The following is an 18276-nucleotide window of genomic DNA, read 5'->3' on the forward strand; positions in this document are numbered from 1 at the left end:
AGAACATTATGAGAACTTTAATCACAATCATCATGGGATTAGCTTTAACAGCATGTGGCGGCGGTGGTGGTGGTGGCGGTACTAGTGCGCCCCCTCCACCGACACAGACTGCAGTGCCAGATGAAGATCCTACAATGCAAGATCTTGAAGTGCCCGATGGCTTTAACTACGACCCTGTAGTACAAGGCTCATTAAATGTGGATATCAGCGGTTTCTCTTCACAGCGTGCACACCTAAGCGTTTACAAAGATTTCAAAGAGAGTGGTTCTGGAAAATACGACGCAAAATACCCGAGCAAAGTTGCCTCTGTACCTCTGAATAACGGAACCGCAAACTTTGACTTCAACGTCTCAGACAGCCAAGGGAATCTTCTAGTAGAAATCTGGTTTTATGATGGCTCGGACCCAATACAAAAAGTGATTTCTTCAGGTGATAGCAATTGGATTCTTTAGCCAAAACAAGCTGAAAACGTGAAGATAGAAAACAACTCACACTTAAAAATCGCATCGTTCTTTTGAACATGCGATTTTTTTGTTGTAAAACAGTAAGATTATTAATGCGGCGGGAAAAATACGTTGGACAACCCCAAAACCTACATCTTGGCTTTTGTTAGTGCCATTGCTCTGTTGTGTTTGGCTCTATGGCTAACGTCCTCAGAAGAAAAACAGTTAATTACAGCGGAAGTAATATCGAATACCTTAACGCAATCACTGGACGGTCAAAGACGTTACTTAACAGTAGAATCCGACGTTTTGGGGCTCAAACGAGTCGCAGTACCCACAAATGTTCAGTGTTCAGAAGGTGCTATCGTCACATTTAGCCAAGCGACTGATTCTCTCTTCGAGCAACCGCTCACCTTTATAAACTGCGAATGAGCTTAAGCTGTTCACGCCAAAACATTCCATACTACTGTGAGGAAACTAAAGACGATGCAAGCACTGATCACAACAGATGAACTCAAAGAGCTCATCAGCCAACCCAATGTCAAACTCCTAGATGCCAGCATTGCTTTTCAAATCCCATCAGAAGGCAAAAAGATCAAAGATAAATGGATACCTAACACTTTGCGCTTTGATTACGACAACGACTTTTGCCTACCTAACTCCAACCTGCCTCACATGATGCCAACAGAGCAAGGCTTTAATAGCAGTGCTCAACAACTTGGGTTAAATAACGAAGATGTGGTTGTGGTGTATGACAATTCCGGCACTCTTGCCGCACCAAGAGCTTGGTGGATGTTCAGAGCGATGGGTCATCACAACGTATGCATTCTAAATGGGGGGCTTCCGGCTTGGGTTGAAGCAGGACTACCTATTGTCGATACCTTGTCTCAACCAACAGAGATTGGCAACTTCACAGGTAAACTAAACCCAGATGCATTCTTAAGCGCGCATACCGTGTTAACCCATTCTAATAACTGTAGTGCAAATATTGTCGATGCTAGAGCTAAAGCCCGCTTCCTAGGTGAAGTTCCTGAGCCAAGAGAAGGGTTACGCAGTGGACACATTCCTAATTCAGTTTGCTTGCCGTTTCAAGAACTCTTAACGGACGGTCACATTAAGCCAAATTCCGAGTTGCAACAGATATTTAGCCGATTAACATTAGACAGTGATAGTTCAATCATTTTTAGCTGTGGTTCCGGTGTGACCGCGTGCATTTTGTTGCTCGCCGCCTATCAAATCGGTCTGCAGAATTTATCAGTCTATGACGGCTCTTGGACTGAGTGGGGTGCCGATGAAACCCTACCAATCGAGCATTAATATCAGGAGCAGTAATACGATATGATCGGCTTAAAGAAGAACATTTGGACGCTATATCTGACACTTTTTACCATCAGTGTCGGTTTGTTCTCTCTGTTTGGTCATTATCATTATCAATCCATACTCGATAAATACAAAGACAAGCAGCTCTTGCAATTAGAGCTGTTTGCTTCATCTGTACAGTCACTGTTTAAAGGACAAGAAACCTTACTGGAAGTTGTCGGTCATCAATTGATTGAACAGAACGACTTTACTCGAACCGCCTCATTGCAAATGCGACCTCTTCTGGATGAGCTGATGGATATCCACCCAGCGATCGCCGCATTTGGTCTTACAAACCCACAAGGCGATTATTTAGCGATAAGCTCGAATCTGGACCTACAAAAACTGCGTAACTTGAAGCAAGATCCTCAAACAAGAGGAACGTTTGAAGCCGCACTACAGTCTGATCACATGGTGGTTGGTAGAACTTACTTTATGCCTGCGCTCGACTCTCTTGTTATCCCCATCCGAAAAGCTATTCGAGATAAAAATGGTAAGGTTCTCGCGGTGATGACGGCGGGTTTCAACATGAACTCCTCTTTGGTTTTTCGAAGCGACGTTCACGCAAATGAACACAATCGAGTGTCATTAAATCGTGAAGATGGTTATCTAACCTTTACTTCGGCTGAACAAGCAAACCTCAACAGTTACAGCCATCCTGCTGACGGGCATACCAAGGCTATCGTTTTCGAACAGATCGAAAACAAGTATGGATGGAGCCGAGATACAGTCAGAACACTTGCAAGCGCAGTAAACATTGTTGCTGATGACCCAAGAATTAATCAACTGGTCACATTGAAATACCTACCAGATTATAAACTTTGGGCATCGTCTTCGACGGATCTTCGGTATATCCAGAGCGGTTTTTTCGATCAGTTCGCACTATACTCGCTCGTGTTCCTATTTATTCAAGGTGGGTTCTATGCGCTGGTTCGTTCCATTGCGAATAATGAATTGGGTACCCGACGAAAACTCTTATATCAAGCGCATCATGACCACCTCACGCTACTCCCAAATCGAGAATATCTGCGCGCACATATTGGACACTGGGTGAATGGCTCAGCCACGCCATTTAGCCTGATGTTTATCGACATCGATAACTTTAAATCCGTGAATGACACCCATGGTCACGAATTTGGGGATGAGGTATTGAAGCTGATCGCACAACGCTTAAAGACCTTTGGTTGTGATGGTCGCCTGATCGTTCGAGAAGCAAGTGACGAGTTTATACTGCTTGTTAACCAAACCGACGAAGGTACGGTGAGAGCGTTGGCAAAAGAGCTGATCAATTACCTATCCGAACCCTACTTAGTTCAAGAAAACCAATTTCTGTTGAGTTGCAGCGTCGGTATTGCTCTTTACCCTTCTCACGGTCAAAACTTAGATGCCTTGCTTCGTTCTGCAGATATCGCTATGTATCAAGCAAAAAAAGAGCGCAATGCATACAGTATTTTTGACCAACAAATGCAGGCAAAACACCTTCACAAGATGAAGATGGAACAACGTTTAAGGCTAGCGATAGAACGACAAAATCTATTCTTAGTTTATCAACCGCAATTGAACGTTAATGGCAAAATTTATGGTGTTGAAGCCTTGGTGCGTTGGCAAGATGAAGAGCTTGGGTTCGTCCCACCCAATGAGTTTATCCCAGTAGCGGAAAGTTCAGGTCTGATGGTGAGATTGGGGGAGTTGATTATCGAGAAAAGCTTGATCGACATGGCTCGCCTTACGGAAATGGCAGCGCAGCCAATTCAGATGTCGATTAATATCTCGGTAAAACAGTTTATTCAAATAAACTTCATTGACGACTTAGTGGCGTTAATAGACAAATACAAAGTCGATCAACACCGCATCACGCTTGAAATCACTGAGAACTTATTCATTGAAGACCTCGATAAGTTCGCACCTATTTGTGAGCGCTTGCATGCGCTCGGTTTTAAAATCTCTCTCGACGATTTCGGTACCGGGTACTCTTCCCTCTCGATGCTAAGAGCACTTCCGATTGATGAAGTCAAAATTGACAAGAGCTTTATTGATAATATCGAAGATGATGAAAAAGCACTTAACATGGTGCAAAACATCATTGCGATTGGTAAGAACTTTGGCATGAAAGTTCTCGCGGAAGGCGTAGAGACTCGTCAGCAACGTGATCAGTTAGCCGCGTGTGGCTGTGACTTGATTCAAGGATATTTCTACTCTAAGCCATTACCTTTCAAACAATTAATCGAATTCTCTGAGCAAAACCAAAATGAAAAAGCCGTCGCAGAATAACGACGGCTTTAAGAACAAACAATAATGTGACGTTTTACAGATTAATTCTGCATTTCCTTATACATCACTTCAACAAGCTCGCCTTTCGGATCACCTGATAGCTCCCACGTAAAGATGCCACCAAGATTCGTTTGCTTTGCCCAATCCGCTTTGGCTTTGATAGAGCGTTGATCTTCGAATGAAATGAACACTTTTTTCTCAGGGTTCCATAAATAAGGGGCTTGAGATTGTTCATCGTACTTATATTCGTAACCTTGTTTTGCGCTGTAGTTCTTCATAAGGTCCCAAAACATGAAGTAGCCATTCTCACCAGTACCAAACTGCGCGCCTTTCTCTGACAATAAACCTTGAGTTGGTAAACCACCGGAGAAATCTTTGGTTCCTTGCCAACCGCGACCATAAAACGCGGCACCAATCACCAACTTCTCACTAGGAATACCCAGCTCAATCATTTGATTAATGAACACGTCAGCGCCCATGCCCCACCAACTGCGGTCAGTGGCATGCAAGTTTGTTGTGTGCCCTGTTTGTTGTCCCCAACCACCAAGGAAGTCATACGTCATGGCAAACATATTGGTTAAGTAGGGCTGCGCCGCTTTCCAATCAATGCCCGCGGCTTTTGGACCAACACCCACTGCTGTTGAAAGCTCGTACTCGCGCTTGGTCTTTTTCGCTAACGCGTCTAAATCACCACGCATAGTCTTAACTAGGTAAGTGAAGGCGTCACGCTCTTGTGCTTTTTGCTCATCCGTCAGCTTGGTATCTGGGTTCCAAGGAGACGTAGTCAAGCCGCCACCTCCTGGATACTCCCAATCCAAGTCAATACCATCAAAGAAATCGTATTGAGCAACCAGCTCGACTGCTGTTTTAGAGAACTGATCCATCGCTTGCTGGTTTTTTGCCATCGCGTGGAAAGGTTCAGACATGGTCCAACCGCCAAAAGAAGGGAGAATTTTCAGATCAGGGTGTTGCTTCTTAAGTTCGGCTAATTGAGCGAAGTGCCCTTTATATGGAACGCCGACAGAGACCGGACCAAAGTCTTTTTCAAGTGCCGCCTCGGTATCAACCAGAATCGCGGTATACGGCTCTTTACCTTCACACTGTTTTGCGACCAGTTTTTGTACGGTTTCTGAGGCACCAGTGTGAGGACCACACATACTCAAAAACGCGTAGATAATATGAGTCAGGTTATCAGCCGGAATATCTTTAACCGTATAAGGGTTGTCTGCGTTTGCATACTGCCAGTCAGCAAAATAGCCTGCGACGACTTTTTGCTCGGCGTGCGCTATGCCCGTTAACCCCGTAAATAAAGCAGCTGCGAGAAGTGTCTTTTTCATCGTTTCCTCCAGAGTAATTAACTACAAATTACTCCTGAGGATTATTTTTAACTTGGAAACGAAATCAGGTTGCGAGTCATTTATAAATCCTCATCACCTGATTACATAGTTTGCATATTATTTGTGCTAAACCTCTGATGCACTGTTGCCGTGCATCTGCTCATCCAAGTTAAGAACCGTCAGTGCGTTACTTACGCTGGTTGCAATCACATCAATGGCTCCGGTTCTTAACGCTCCAAGTAGCGCCAATGGCTTACTGTTTTCAGCTGCAATCGCAATCACTTCTGCAATAGGTCTAAATTCTTCAATACCCAAGCCTATGACGCGGTCACTCATCACCGTATTTGCTACGTTGCCGTGAATGTCAAAGAAGTCATAACCGGCAAAGTCCCCTACGACACCTTGCATCAAGCGAGATTGAACCACTTCATCTGGTGTGAACCAACCAAGGTCAACCATGTAGCTGTTTTCACTCATGTCACCGATACCAACAAGAGCGACATCCGCTTTGCGCGCCAAGTCCAAAGTTTGCTTAACCGTGGCATTTTGCATAAAGGCGACCTTCTGCTCGCGGTTTTCAGCATAGGCAGGCGCGTATAGGGTTTCCGATGTGCCGCCGTATTTCTTGGCAAATTGTCGACATATATGGTCGGCGTTGAACATACCGCCACGAGGGTGAATCCCGCCGATACCGCACACAAACTTACAATCGCGCGGCGTAATAACACCAATGTGGTGCGCCACAGAAGATACGTTACGCCCTTGCCCTACCGTCACCACCATGCCGTTCTTAAGAGTACTCGTCAGGTAATTAGAGACTAAACCAGAAACTTGCAGGCGTTGTGCTTCTTCATTAGGTTGGTCCAAAGCAACCAGCGCTCGCTTCACACCAAAGCGCTCGATGAGGCGCTGCTCTATCTTGGCACTGAACACAGGGTGATATTTTACGGTAATCTCAACAATGCCTTCGTCACGAGCCTGTTTCAGCATTCGCCCAACTTTGGCACGTGATATGGAAAATTTTTTCGATATCTCTTCTTGTGTCGCACCATCTTGATAATAAGCAACGGAGATCTCCGTCAACAAGTCTGTACTTTCAATAGAAATATCTTGGTTAGAACTGCTCATGATTTTTCTCGCCCTTTTAGAGGATCGACATTGTATGCATTAGTGAGCATCTGCTCATTGACTTAGCATATGTTACCTACCAATTTTACTGCGACATTTGCTCACTGCAATGACATTTTCTCACTATGTCTTTTTATTAATCTCACTGCTGCTCAAGCCTTGAACAATAAGGGCAAACGTTTATTTGGGTCACGCTCTGAACACACAGCAAAAAAACGTTGATGAACTTCACTTAAAGTCGGTTTCGACGATTGACTTTCAGCATGGATAGGATAAATATGGATTCATCATTTACTCAGCTACCGATCAAATGTTCAAAGCAAATGTTCGGTACCGAAATTTTCCGTAGTTGGCTGAGCAGATGTCTCGTTAATTATGATGAGACGATTAGCCGACACGCTTGCAAATGCACAAGCTGTGGTACTCAAAACCACACTTAAGCCCATTTATATAGGATGATCGATTATGAGCAACAAGTTAGAGCAACTTCGTAAACTAACAACTGTAGTAGCGGACACTGGTGAAATTGACGCAATCAAAAAGTACCAACCTGAAGATGCAACAACGAACCCATCTCTTATCCTAAAAGCGGCTCAAATCGAAGAGTACGCACCTCTAATCGACGCTTCTATCGAATACGCAAAAGCACAAAGCAACGACAAAGCACAACAAGTACAAGACACTTGTGACATGCTTGCAGTAAACATCGGTAAAGAGATCCTAAAAACTATTCCTGGTCGTATCTCTACAGAAGTAGATGCTCGTCTTTCTTACGACACAGAAGGCAGTGTTGCTAAAGCGCGTCAACTTGTAAAAATGTACAACGACGCAGGCATCACTAACGACCGTATCCTAATCAAACTGGCTTCTACTTGGGAAGGTATTCGCGCTGCAGAGATCCTTGAAAAAGAAGGCATCAACTGTAACCTAACGCTTCTATTCTCTTTCGCACAAGCTCGTGCATGTGCTGAAGCAGGTGTATTCCTAATCTCGCCATTCGTTGGTCGCATCATGGACTGGTACAAAGCGAAAGAAGGTCGTGACTTCGAAGCTTCAGAAGATCCAGGTGTAATCTCAGTAACAGACATCTACAACTACTACAAAGACTACGGTTACAACACAGTTGTTATGGGCGCAAGCTTCCGTAACATCGGCGAGATCCTAGAACTTGCTGGCTGTGACCGTCTAACTATCGCTCCTGCTCTTCTTGCTGAGCTAGAAGCTGCTGAAGGCGAAGTTGTAGAGAAGCTAGTTGATTCTAAAGGTTCTAAAGAGCGTCCAGCTCCAATGTCTCACGCTGAGTTCCTATGGGAGCACAACCTAGACGCAATGGCTGTTGAGAAAGTAGCTGAAGGTATCCGTAACTTCGCGGTTGACCAAGGCAAACTAGAAGACATGATCGCAGCTAAGCTTTAATTGCTTACCAAAAGCGAGTAGCCAGCCTACTCGCTTTTAGCATCAGCGCTTTATTCAAAAAATTCTATTTGAACTTGTTCCGACGAGTTCCCTCTATTTAAATCAAATATCGAGAAGTAACTACTATGGATCGTAAATACCTTGCAAATGCAATCCGTGCACTAAGCATGGACGGTGTTCAACAAGCTAACTCTGGTCACCCAGGCGCACCTATGGGTATGGCTGATATCGCTGAAGTTCTTTGGCGTTCTCACCTAAACCACAACCCATCAAACCCAGAGTGGGCTGACCGTGACCGTTTCGTACTGTCTAACGGTCACGGCTCTATGCTTATCTATTCTCTACTGCACCTTGCAGGCTACGAGCTATCTATCGACGATCTTAAGAACTTCCGTCAGCTTCACTCTAAGACTCCTGGTCACCCAGAGTACGGCTACGCACCTGGTATCGAAACAACAACGGGTCCTCTAGGTCAAGGCATCACTAACGCTGTTGGTATGGCAATGGCTGAGAAAGCACTAGCGGCTCAGTTCAACAAAGAAGGCCACGACATCGTTGACCACTTCACTTACGTGTTTATGGGCGACGGCTGTCTGATGGAAGGCATCTCGCACGAGGCTTGTTCTCTTGCTGGTACGCTAGGTCTTGGCAAACTGATCGCATTCTGGGATGACAACGGCATCTCTATCGACGGTCACGTTGAAGGTTGGTTCTCTGACGACACGCCTAAGCGTTTTGAATCTTACGGCTGGCACGTAATCCCTGCTGTAGATGGTCACGACTCTGAAGCGATCAACGCAGCAATCGAAGCGGCAAAAGCAGATCCACGCCCTACACTTATCTGTACTAAAACTATCATCGGTTTTGGTTCACCAAACAAATCTGGTTCACACGACTGTCACGGTGCACCACTAGGTGCTGAAGAAATTGCAGCGACACGTAAAGAACTAGGTTGGGAGCACGGTCCTTTTGAAATTCCGCAGGAAGTCTACGCAGAATGGTCAGCGAAAGAAGCAGGCGCAGCTAAGGAAGCAGCGTGGGACGAGAAATTTGCAGCTTATGAAGCAGCGTACCCTGAGCTGGCAGCTGAATTCAAACGCCGCGTAAACGGTGATCTACCGGCTGAATGGGAAACAAAAGCAAACCAAATCATTGCAGACCTTCAAGCAAACCCTGCGAACATCGCATCACGTAAAGCATCTCAAAACGCACTAGAAGCGTTTGGTCAAATGCTTCCAGAATTCATGGGCGGCTCTGCTGACCTAGCACCTTCTAACCTAACTATGTGGTCTGGTTCTAAGTCTCTAGAAGCGAACGACTTCTCTGGTAACTACATCCACTACGGTGTACGTGAATTCGGTATGACAGCGGTCATGAACGGTATCGCACTACACGGCGGTTTTGTTCCTTACGGTGCAACATTCCTAATGTTCATGGAATACGCTCGTAACGCTATGCGTATGGCTGCTCTGATGAAAGTTCAGAACATCCAAGTTTACACGCACGACTCTATCGGTCTTGGCGAAGATGGTCCAACTCACCAACCAGTTGAGCAAATCGCGTCTCTACGTCTGACTCCAAACATGAGCACATGGCGTCCATGTGACCAAGTTGAGTCTGCAGTCGCATGGAAACTGGCGATTGAACGTAAAGATGCACCATCTGCACTTATCTTCTCTCGTCAAAACCTTGCACAACAAGAGCGTACGGCTGAGCAAGTAGCGGACATCGCGAAAGGTGCTTACATCCTAAAAGACAGCGATGGCAAGCCTGAGCTAATCCTAATCGCAACTGGTTCTGAAGTTGAACTAGCAGTGAAAGCGGCTGAGCAACTAACCGCTGAAGGTAAGAAAGTGCGCGTTGTTTCAATGCCATCAACAGATGCATTCGACAAGCAAGACGCAGCTTACCGTGAATCAGTACTGCCATCAGACGTAACTGCACGTATCGCTGTAGAAGCTGGCATTGCAGACTTCTGGTACAAGTACGTTGGTTTCGACGGTCGTATCATCGGTATGACAACATTCGGTGAATCTGCACCGGCTGACCAACTGTTCGAAATGTTTGGTTTCACTGTAGAAAACGTAGTGAACACAGCAAAAGAACTGCTAGCTTAATCGCTTAGTATTATCAGTTTTCTCTATTGCGAATTTGAAAACTGAAAAGCCCCGCTTCGGCGGGGCTTTATTTTATCTAATCATTTTTCAACAACGATTCAGCTAACTGGTTGGAATCACTTCTCTTCAAACTGAATGGCTAGTCGATAGAAATCTTGGACTTGCTCTTTCAACTGCTTACTGTTTTGCTCTACAGAATGTGTTGCCGCTAAGTTCTGCTCTGCTGTCGAAGCAATAGAATGAATGTGCTGATTTACGTCGCTAGAAAGCTGCAACTGCTTATTAGCAGAGTCCGCGACATTCACCATCAAACCACTCATGGTTTGCATCATCTGCTCAACTTCAGATAATCGCAATGCACTTTGCTCTGCAACATTTGAACAAGTGTCCGTTTGTTCTTTGTTGGCAATAATGTCTTTCTGCCAACCTTGAATCGTTGTAAGCATGGTTTCAATGGATGCTTTAATTTGCTCAGTCGCATTCGAAGTACGCCCTGAGAGCGCTCTTACTTCATCAGCAACAACAGCAAAACCACGACCTTGTTCACCCGCTCGCGCAGCTTCAATTGCAGCATTAAGTGCTAGCAGATTAGTTTGGTCGGCAATCCCGCCAATCTCTTCCATTAATTGGCTTACCTTTTGCGCTTGATCGCTCAATTGATAAGTCGTTTCTGTCGCTTTCTCAGCTTGTAAGCTAAGTTGCGCTAAGTTGGTATGAGTTTGGTCGATGGTCTCTTTCGCCATCAGACATGACTGCAGCGTATCGTCTATCAGTAGATGCGCGTCGTTAGTGCTGGATGAAACTGAATTTGCAGACGCTTCCATCGACTCTGTCGCATCGCGAACTTGCCGAATGTCTATGTTCTGCTGAGTTAGCGCTGATGAAACTTCTGCCGTCGTGCTGCTAAGCTCTTCCGCGCAACTTTGTAAAGGCAGAGCTGAGTCCGTCATACGTCCTAACACGGTGCGAATACGGGCAGAGAGCATCTTGATATGGAAATCTGCAATCGAGAATGGTTTATTTCCGGAATACACCAGACGACTTACACTGTCGTACTGCGCTTGTAACCTTTTAAATTGCAGAGGCGTATCAACAAGTTCCTGGCGGAAGAGAACAGCTAAAACACCTGCCGGTAACAATGTCGTTAACCAAGCAAGAGGGCCTTCAAGTGACAGAGCCAAGCTCGTTACTGGTGCTACTAACGCACCAAGAAGAATTGCATAGCGCAAGGTATCATTTAACTTCAACGCCCACGCTCGACCGGATTTCTCTGCTTTTAGAAGCCCTTGGTACGCTTTAGAAGCGATATCCACCCACTCTCGCTTGGGCTTTACACGAACCGATTGATAACCCACAACTTGATGGCCTTCATAAATTGGGGTTACGTAAGCATCGACCCAATAGTAGCCGCCCGACTTCGTACTGTTTTTTACAATTCCGCGCCACGCTTTACCTTGTTTTAGGCGAGCCCACATATCACCAAAAGCGGCTTTGGGCATATCTCCGTGGCGAACGATATTGTGGTTTTGTCCGAGCAGTTCATCGTGACTGTATTCAGCAATTCTGCAAAACGCATCATTGCAATAAGTGATAACACCTTTGAGATCGGTGGTGGAGACCAGTTCGTCAGAATCTCCTACGAGGTTTTCTTGAGCTTTATTGGAAGTTGAGGCTGACATAGATGAGACTTCTATAGTTTTTATTAAATTGCGACAGGATATATACACGATTGTTATATTTATTACAAAATGCTAGAGAAAAAATCTTACCAATGCGACATTTAAAGCCCAAAAAACTCACTTAGATAACAATAATTAATCAATAATGTTACGAGTTGTGAGCTGATAGACAAAAAGGACCCAGCCTTAATAGCTGGGTCTTATAAAACTTTGAACTCAGTTTATGCAATTTGAGATTCAGAATTATTATTCGTTTTAACAATAAAGATTGCCATCACCAATAAGACAAAAGGTAAGACGTACAAATTCAAATTTTGCCACCCTACTGTCGACTCCAACCAACCAGACAAAAGTGCAGTAATGGTGACGCAACTAAATACGAAGAACTCGTTGAACGCCTGCGCTTTGCTTTTATTTTTCACTTCATAGCTCTGACTAAACAAACTGGTTGCGGCAATGAACATAAAATTCCATCCAACACCAAGTAAGATCAACGCCGTACTGAAGTGCCATATAGATAACCCATGCATGTTAATTGCTATGCACGCGATGAACAGCACACCACCAGCTAAAATCATTTTCTTTGCACCGAATAGTTCAATTAACCGACCAGTAAAAAAAGCAGGCACAAACATGCCCAATACATGCCATTCAATAACCCCAGCAGCTCTTGTGAAATCAAACCCACAGCCAATCATGGCTAACGGTGTCGCTGTCATTAGTATATTCATCACGGCATAGGCAACCATCGCTGCTAACACCGCAATCATAAAGTTAGGACGATAAATAATGTCCTTGAGAGAGTCTGGTTTTGCATAGCAATTTTGCGTATGCGCCGCTGGAAATCGTATCGTCTGTAGTAAAACTAATGCCGTTATATACAAGACAATGAGTACAGCAAAAGCACTAATATAAAGCCCATCTGTCGACCACTTTTGCGAATAGATAGCGAGGTTTGGTCCCAAAACGGCAGCTAGCACGCCACCTGCCATAGAAATCGAGATTGCTCGATGCCGTGCTGATTCATCACACACTTCTATCGCAGCAAATCGATATAAAGTACCAAAGCCAATCCCTACCCCTAGCAAAAAGGTGGAAGCACAAAACAAAGTAAAGTTTTGCAGAGATAGCGCATAGGTTGCCAACGACGCTCCAGCTATACCTATGATGTTACCTAAGCTAAAACCCAGACGGCGTCCCAGCTTTCCCATAATTAAGGACGCCGGGATCGTCGCAGACATTAATCCGAGAAACTGCAACGCTACTGGCAAAGTGATCATGCTTGAAGAAGGCGCAATTTGTTTACCGATAAGCGCAATGACAGAAATCAGAAGTATGTTTCCCGTCATCAATAAGGCTTGGCAAAGTGATAAGAGCCAGACGTTTCTATTCATCTCATTCCTTGAGTGTTTTTTAATCTACCCAGGCACCTTAACGGATTTAAGGCTAAAACACATGGGTTATGTGCGACAGGTTAAGCCATAACATAACTAACTACTCTCTACTTAAACTAAAAAAGCCAGCGAGAAGCTGGCTTTTTGTGAGTGTTATTCGCTCAATTTTTATTTGGCACGACGCGCTTTTACTGCGTCGGATAGCTGACGTAGAACTGTTTCCGTATCTTCCCAGCCGATACATGCATCAGTAATCGATTGACCGTAAGTTGAAACTTTGCCATCAACCAAGTCTTGACGACCTTCAACAAGATGCGACTCAATCATCACACCGAAAATAGCATCTTCACCGCCAGAAATTTGCTCTGACACATCATCAGAAACTAACATTTGGCGTTTAAATTGCTTAGAGCTGTTCGCGTGGCTGAAGTCGATCATCACTTTCTTAGGCAGACCGGCAGCATCCAGCTCATCCTTAATTTGACCTACATGAGATGCGCTATAGTTTGGCTCCTTACCACCACGCAGAATAATGTGGCAATCAGGGTTACCTGCCGTTTCAACGATAGCAGAATGACCGTACTTAGTGACTGACAAGAAATGGTGAGATGCGCTTGCCGAACGGATTGCATCACTTGCGATCTTGATGTTGCCATCTGTACCGTTTTTAAAGCCAACAGGGCAAGACAGACCAGACGCAAGCTCACGGTGAACCTGAGACTCTGTTGTACGAGCACCAATCGCCCCCCAACTGATCAGGTCGGCAACGTATTGCGGCGTGATCATATCTAGAAACTCGCTTGCTGTTGGAAGCCCCATATCAGTTAGATCAAGCAGAAGCTTACGTCCAATGCGAAGACCGTCGTTAAGTTTGTAAGTATCGTTTAGGTACGGGTCATTAATCAGACCTTTCCAACCTACCGTAGTACGTGGTTTTTCAAAGTAAACGCGCATCACAACTTCTAGTTGCTCACCGAGTTCATCACGAAGTACTTTCAGTTTTTTACCGTACTCTACCGCCGCCTCTGGGTCATGAATAGAACATGGACCAACAATCACTAGTAGGCGATCGTCTTTACCTTCAAGAATATTGTGGATGGCGTTACGACATTCAAAAGTAGTTGTGGAAGCAGTTTCGGTCGCCGGAAATTTTTCAAGCACTGCAACAGGTGGCAATAGCTCTTTTACTTTATTAATTCTTACATCATCAGTTTGAAACATTACTTCTACTTCCTAATTACTATCCAAGTCCCACTATTTTGCTCAAACTTTACTCACTGCAACATTGTTCACAAAGCAAGCAATAGTAAGGGCTGTGGGCTCATTTAATCGTGTCAATGCAAGTAACTTATCGACTTCGCCGACCGCTTGCAATCACTTTTTTTAAAAAAATGCAAATTAACTACTAATGTTCAAAACAAAACACAGTGTAAATTTTTATATACACGGAAAGTTCAAAATTATCATATATTTTCCTGTAACTTTGAAAATCTTGTCTACAATGTAAGAAATATCAGAAGTTTGTGAGGTATTTGGCGACGAAAAGTGTAGCAAGATCTAAGATATTGTTGCTTGATGTTAATTTAAATGAATATTAAACTTATTTCTTATTAAACTAATTTCTTATAACTACCTAGTTTTACTCAAGTTGTAAAAACAAAGTAGAAACTAATATGCAATCAATACAAGGAAACATTATGAACAAAGTAGCAATTGCAGTAGCAGCAGTGGTAGCTGGTGGTTTAATTAACTCTGCTCAAGCTGAAATGTATATCGGGGGCAAAGTGGGCATGACTACGCTAGATGATGCTTGCTATTTAAACAGCCCTTGTGATGATGATGCTTTCGGTGCCGGAATGCACATCGGTTACGACTTTACCGATATCATTGGCCTTGAGTACGGTGTTGATTACTTAGGTGACTACGAAGCTAATTTCAAGTCAGGGGCTAATACAGTAAATACGATCGACGGTGATCTTTGGGCATTAACGCTTGCGCCTAAATTCAACTGGCATCTAAACGATACGTGGAATCTATTCGCGAAAATCGGTGGTGCTTACATGATTTCGGGTGACGAAAAAGATTTCGTTCCTACAGGCTCGCTTGGTGCTGAATACACTATCGATAGAAACTGGAGTGTTCGTGCTGAATACCAACGTTACCAAGATATCTCTGATGATGTCCTAGATGATATGGATGCAAACTTCTTTGGTATCGGTGTTAACTACAAGTTCGCAGCAGCACCTGTTGTTGCAGCAGTAGTAACAGAAGAAGTGGTTGCAGAGCCAGAACCAGTAATGATGACGAAGACGCACAAAGAAGAGTACGGTACAGGTACGTTTGAATTCGACAGTGCGAAGCTAACTGATTCAGTATCTGAGCGTCTAGACAACTTCGTAAACTTCTTGAACGAGTACCCACAAGCTCAAGTTGAAATCACTGGTTACACAGATAGCTCTGGTCCAGCAGCTTACAACCAAAAACTGTCTGAGCGTCGTGCTCAATCTGTTGCGGATTACCTAATCGCAGCAGGCATCGATGCAGACCGCTTCACAGTTACTGGTATGGGTGAAGAAAACCCAGTTGCAGACAACAGCACTCACGAAGGTCGCGAGAAGAACCGTCGTGTTGAAGTTGTCGTACCTGAGTTCCAATACGAAGAATTGGTACAACCAGAATAAGAGTTCCCGCTCTAATCTAGTCTAAGGGGTGCTTCGGCATCCCTTTTTGTTTGCTTCAGCTTTACCCTTCACTCTTTATCAAACTCATTCAGTTTCCCTGTTCGCCCTTCTCCATCCTATCTGGTTCCGACTCTTATACTAAAGGCGACCTGATGGTACGCTCGATTAAATATTTGATTTCAAGTTTGGTGAAAAGTAGCAGTTTTCTCAAAGACTCATAGTTCATCGTTCTTGGTTCCAAAACCAATATACCCAAATGATTCCACGACGCCGAATTCAGAGCATTGCCATCGCTCCCTTGATTACCGAAAGTAAGTAAGGAAAACAAGGTCGTGTCATAGCCGGTTCTTTCCATTTTGTTTGACACAGTAATCGGGTCAATCAAACGCTCCCGAAGGACGAGTTGACTGGGGTATAAACATTATTGGGAACTACAGCAGCAGACCCTAGTATTGCGCCGTACAAACAAAAACTGCACCGGAGTTCGGTGCAGTTGTGAGCTTGCCCTTGTGTGGCTCTAGATCATAAAAACACACCAATATAGTGATCCACCAATAACGCAACAAACAGCGCCAATAAGTGATAGATGGAGAATTTAAACGTTTCCATTGCGCTATTTAATTCAGGTGAAAACTTTAACTTCCACGCGTGATACATAAAGCCAGCATTGAGGAGCAATGAAGAGAATAAATATACAGAGCCGACCATCCCCACCAGCACAGGCAAAATACAGACAAGCGTAAGTAGAATCGTATACAAAAGAATTGATGTCTTGGTGTACTCAATGCCATGAGTGACTGGAAGCATTGGGATATCCACTTTGCGATAGTCTTCGACACGATGAATTGCGAGCGCCCAGAAATGTGGCGGCGTCCAAATAAAAATAATCATTACCAATAGCCAAGCATGTGCGTGTAACTCTCCAGTTACCGCCGTCCAACCGAGTAGTGGCGGCATTGCGCCTGCAATCCCTGCAATCACAATATTCTGCGGGGTTGCTCGCTTAAGATACATGGTATAAACCACCGCATAACCTAACAAGCTTAAGAAGGTCATCCATGCCGTCAGTGGATTGACCAAGGCATGAAGCAACACAAACCCAATTCCCCCCAGAGCAGTAGCAAAAATCGCAACAGACAAAGGGTTAGTATCACCGGAAGGCAAAGGTCGCTTGTGCGTGCGAGCCATTCGCGCATCAATACGGCGATCAATCAGGTGATTAAACGCTGCAGCAGAGCCTGCCATTAGGCCGATACCAGTAAGACCAATGGCAGCTTGTAACCAAGGAAAGTCAGCAACAGGAGCTAAGCTCATCCCAACAATAGCCGTAATTAACATAAGAGCGACGACTTTTGGCTTTGTTAGTTTTAAATAGATTGACCCAATTTTTCTCTTACCACTTTCTAGAGGTAGCGCGATCTCTTTACTCATAGCGAACTCCTTTCGCTTGATGACCCCAACGAGCTTTACCCTGCCATAGGTAGAACTGACTAACGCAAATAAGTGTAAGCATAATGGCAGCGCCGAGGTTGTGTGCCACCGCAACATAAATAGGGAGCTGGAACACAACGTTACTCACGCCCAATAAGATCTGACACACCAAGGTGAATCCAATCCAGATACCGAGGCGTTGGGAATGATGTGAATCTTGTTTTAATAGTAAGATGCAGTAAATCAACACCACGCATGCGGTAATAATGGCACCAATACGGTGGCTAACATGAATAGTCATTCTGGCAGGGTAATCTAGGACACCGAACTCATAGTTATCAAAACCTGTCTGCCAAAACGAAAATGCCTCTTTCCAAGACAAATAGCTTGTCCAGTTACCTTCACATATTGGCAAAGTGGTACACATTAATGCGGCATAATTTGATGATGTCCATCCGCCAAGCAACACCTGCAACAACACCACACCAAAAGCCATCAAAGAGAACGTTCTCACGCTCTTGGAAGAAGGAGAAAAGTAGAGGCTGTTTTTAGATTGTAATTGGCAGTAGAACAGCGCTTGAAGTGCAAGCAACGTAAAGCCGCCAAGTAGATGAAGCATAACGATCACTGGCATCAGCTTTAACGTTACCGTCCACATTCCTAATGCCGCTTGGCCCAAAACAAGAACGCAAAGCAAAACCGGGATTGTCGGATCAACTCGCTCTGCTCTCACCGCCATGATTGCCATCATCAGAATGACTAAGCCTAAAGTTCCAGCGAAGTAACGATGAATCATCTCTAACCACGCTTTTCCTTGCTCCACTGCTCGCTCCGGAAACAGAGCATTTGCCTTAGTAACTTCAGCTTCAGTTTGGGGTACAAATAACTGACCATAGCAACCAGGCCAATCTGGACATCCCAACCCCGCATCAGCCAAGCGTGTATATGCTCCCAACATAATGACTACAAGAGTAAGACACAGGCTGAACTTAACCAAACGACTTAACGTCATATTGCACT

The 18276-nt window shown here is 44.5% G+C and carries 14 protein-coding genes; 7 read left to right on the top strand and 7 right to left on the bottom strand.

Annotated elements, in window-relative coordinates; genetic code table 11:
- The first annotated feature begins 8 nt into the window (after positions 1–8).
- The 4 genes from NL647_RS05935 to NL647_RS05950 all read left to right on the top strand — a co-directional run bounded on the left by NL647_RS05935 (position 9) and on the right by NL647_RS05950 (position 4073).
- A complete protein-coding gene (locus tag NL647_RS05935; RefSeq protein ID WP_253649816.1) occupies positions 9–452 on the top strand; it encodes a hypothetical protein in 444 nt (147 codons plus the stop codon).
- Between the two features lie 123 nt (positions 453–575).
- Positions 576–875, top strand: a complete 300-nt coding sequence (locus tag NL647_RS05940; RefSeq protein ID WP_017818646.1) for a hypothetical protein — start codon at positions 576–578, stop codon at positions 873–875.
- A gap of 54 nt (positions 876–929) precedes the next feature.
- Positions 930–1760 (top strand): sulfurtransferase, encoded by an 831-nt coding sequence (locus tag NL647_RS05945; RefSeq protein ID WP_009697290.1) that lies wholly within the window; start codon positions 930–932, stop codon positions 1758–1760.
- Positions 1761–1781: 21 nt separating this feature from the next.
- Positions 1782–4073 (top strand): EAL domain-containing protein, encoded by a 2292-nt coding sequence (locus NL647_RS05950; protein ID WP_005452370.1) that lies wholly within the window; start codon positions 1782–1784, stop codon positions 4071–4073.
- A gap of 41 nt (positions 4074–4114) precedes the next feature.
- On the opposite strand, the gene NL647_RS05955 is transcribed toward NL647_RS05950, so the two are convergent.
- Together NL647_RS05955 and NL647_RS05960 are read right to left on the bottom strand one after the other, a co-directional pair.
- Entirely contained in the window at positions 4115–5410 is a 1296-nt protein-coding gene (locus NL647_RS05955) for a glycoside hydrolase family 18 protein (protein WP_253649817.1), read from the bottom strand.
- A gap of 126 nt (positions 5411–5536) precedes the next feature.
- Positions 5537–6538 (bottom strand): sugar-binding transcriptional regulator, encoded by a 1002-nt coding sequence (locus NL647_RS05960; protein ID WP_005452372.1) that lies wholly within the window; start codon positions 6536–6538, stop codon positions 5537–5539.
- Between the two features lie 465 nt (positions 6539–7003).
- On the opposite strand from NL647_RS05960, the gene tal reads away from it, so the two are divergent.
- Together tal and tkt are read left to right on the top strand one after the other, a co-directional pair.
- Entirely contained in the window at positions 7004–7954 is a 951-nt protein-coding gene (tal, locus tag NL647_RS05965; protein ID WP_005425862.1) for a transaldolase, read from the top strand.
- 125 nt (positions 7955–8079) lie between these two features.
- Complete coding sequence (gene tkt, locus NL647_RS05970; protein WP_253649818.1) at positions 8080–10071, top strand: transketolase; 1992 nt, start codon at positions 8080–8082, stop codon at positions 10069–10071.
- 116 nt (positions 10072–10187) lie between these two features.
- Here the strand turns inward: tkt and NL647_RS05975 are convergent, their stop codons facing one another.
- The 3 genes from NL647_RS05975 to aroG all read right to left on the bottom strand — a co-directional run bounded on the left by NL647_RS05975 (position 10188) and on the right by aroG (position 14365).
- On the bottom strand, positions 10188–11750 hold the full coding sequence (locus NL647_RS05975) for a PAS domain-containing methyl-accepting chemotaxis protein (protein WP_009696364.1): 1563 nt from the start codon (positions 11748–11750) through the stop codon (positions 10188–10190).
- Positions 11751–11971: 221 nt separating this feature from the next.
- Positions 11972–13144, bottom strand: a complete 1173-nt coding sequence (locus NL647_RS05980) for an MFS transporter (RefSeq protein WP_017190759.1) — start codon at positions 13142–13144, stop codon at positions 11972–11974.
- 168 nt (positions 13145–13312) lie between these two features.
- Positions 13313–14365, bottom strand: coding sequence for a 3-deoxy-7-phosphoheptulonate synthase AroG (gene aroG, locus NL647_RS05985; RefSeq protein ID WP_009696367.1), 1053 nt, complete (start codon positions 14363–14365; stop codon positions 13313–13315).
- A gap of 476 nt (positions 14366–14841) precedes the next feature.
- Between aroG and NL647_RS05990 the strand changes: the two genes are divergently transcribed.
- Positions 14842–15825: an OmpA family protein gene (locus tag NL647_RS05990; RefSeq protein WP_005452383.1), complete on the top strand. Its 984-nt coding sequence runs from the start codon at positions 14842–14844 to the stop codon at positions 15823–15825.
- Between the two features lie 522 nt (positions 15826–16347).
- On the opposite strand, the gene cyoE is transcribed toward NL647_RS05990, so the two are convergent.
- Positions 16348–17256 carry a heme o synthase gene (gene cyoE / locus NL647_RS05995; protein ID WP_017190760.1) on the bottom strand — a complete coding sequence of 303 codons (909 nt, stop codon included), beginning with the start codon at positions 17254–17256 and terminating at the stop codon, positions 16348–16350.
- Positions 17249–18268: a heme A synthase gene (locus tag NL647_RS06000; RefSeq protein WP_005452387.1), complete on the bottom strand. Its 1020-nt coding sequence runs from the start codon at positions 18266–18268 to the stop codon at positions 17249–17251. Before NL647_RS06000 ends, cyoE begins: the two co-directional genes overlap by 8 nt.
- Positions 18269–18276: the final 8 nt, after the last annotated feature.

The organism is Vibrio sp. Y29_XK_CS5 (assembly GCF_024181835.1).
Taxonomy (GTDB): Bacteria; Pseudomonadota; Gammaproteobacteria; order Enterobacterales; family Vibrionaceae; genus Vibrio; species Vibrio harveyi.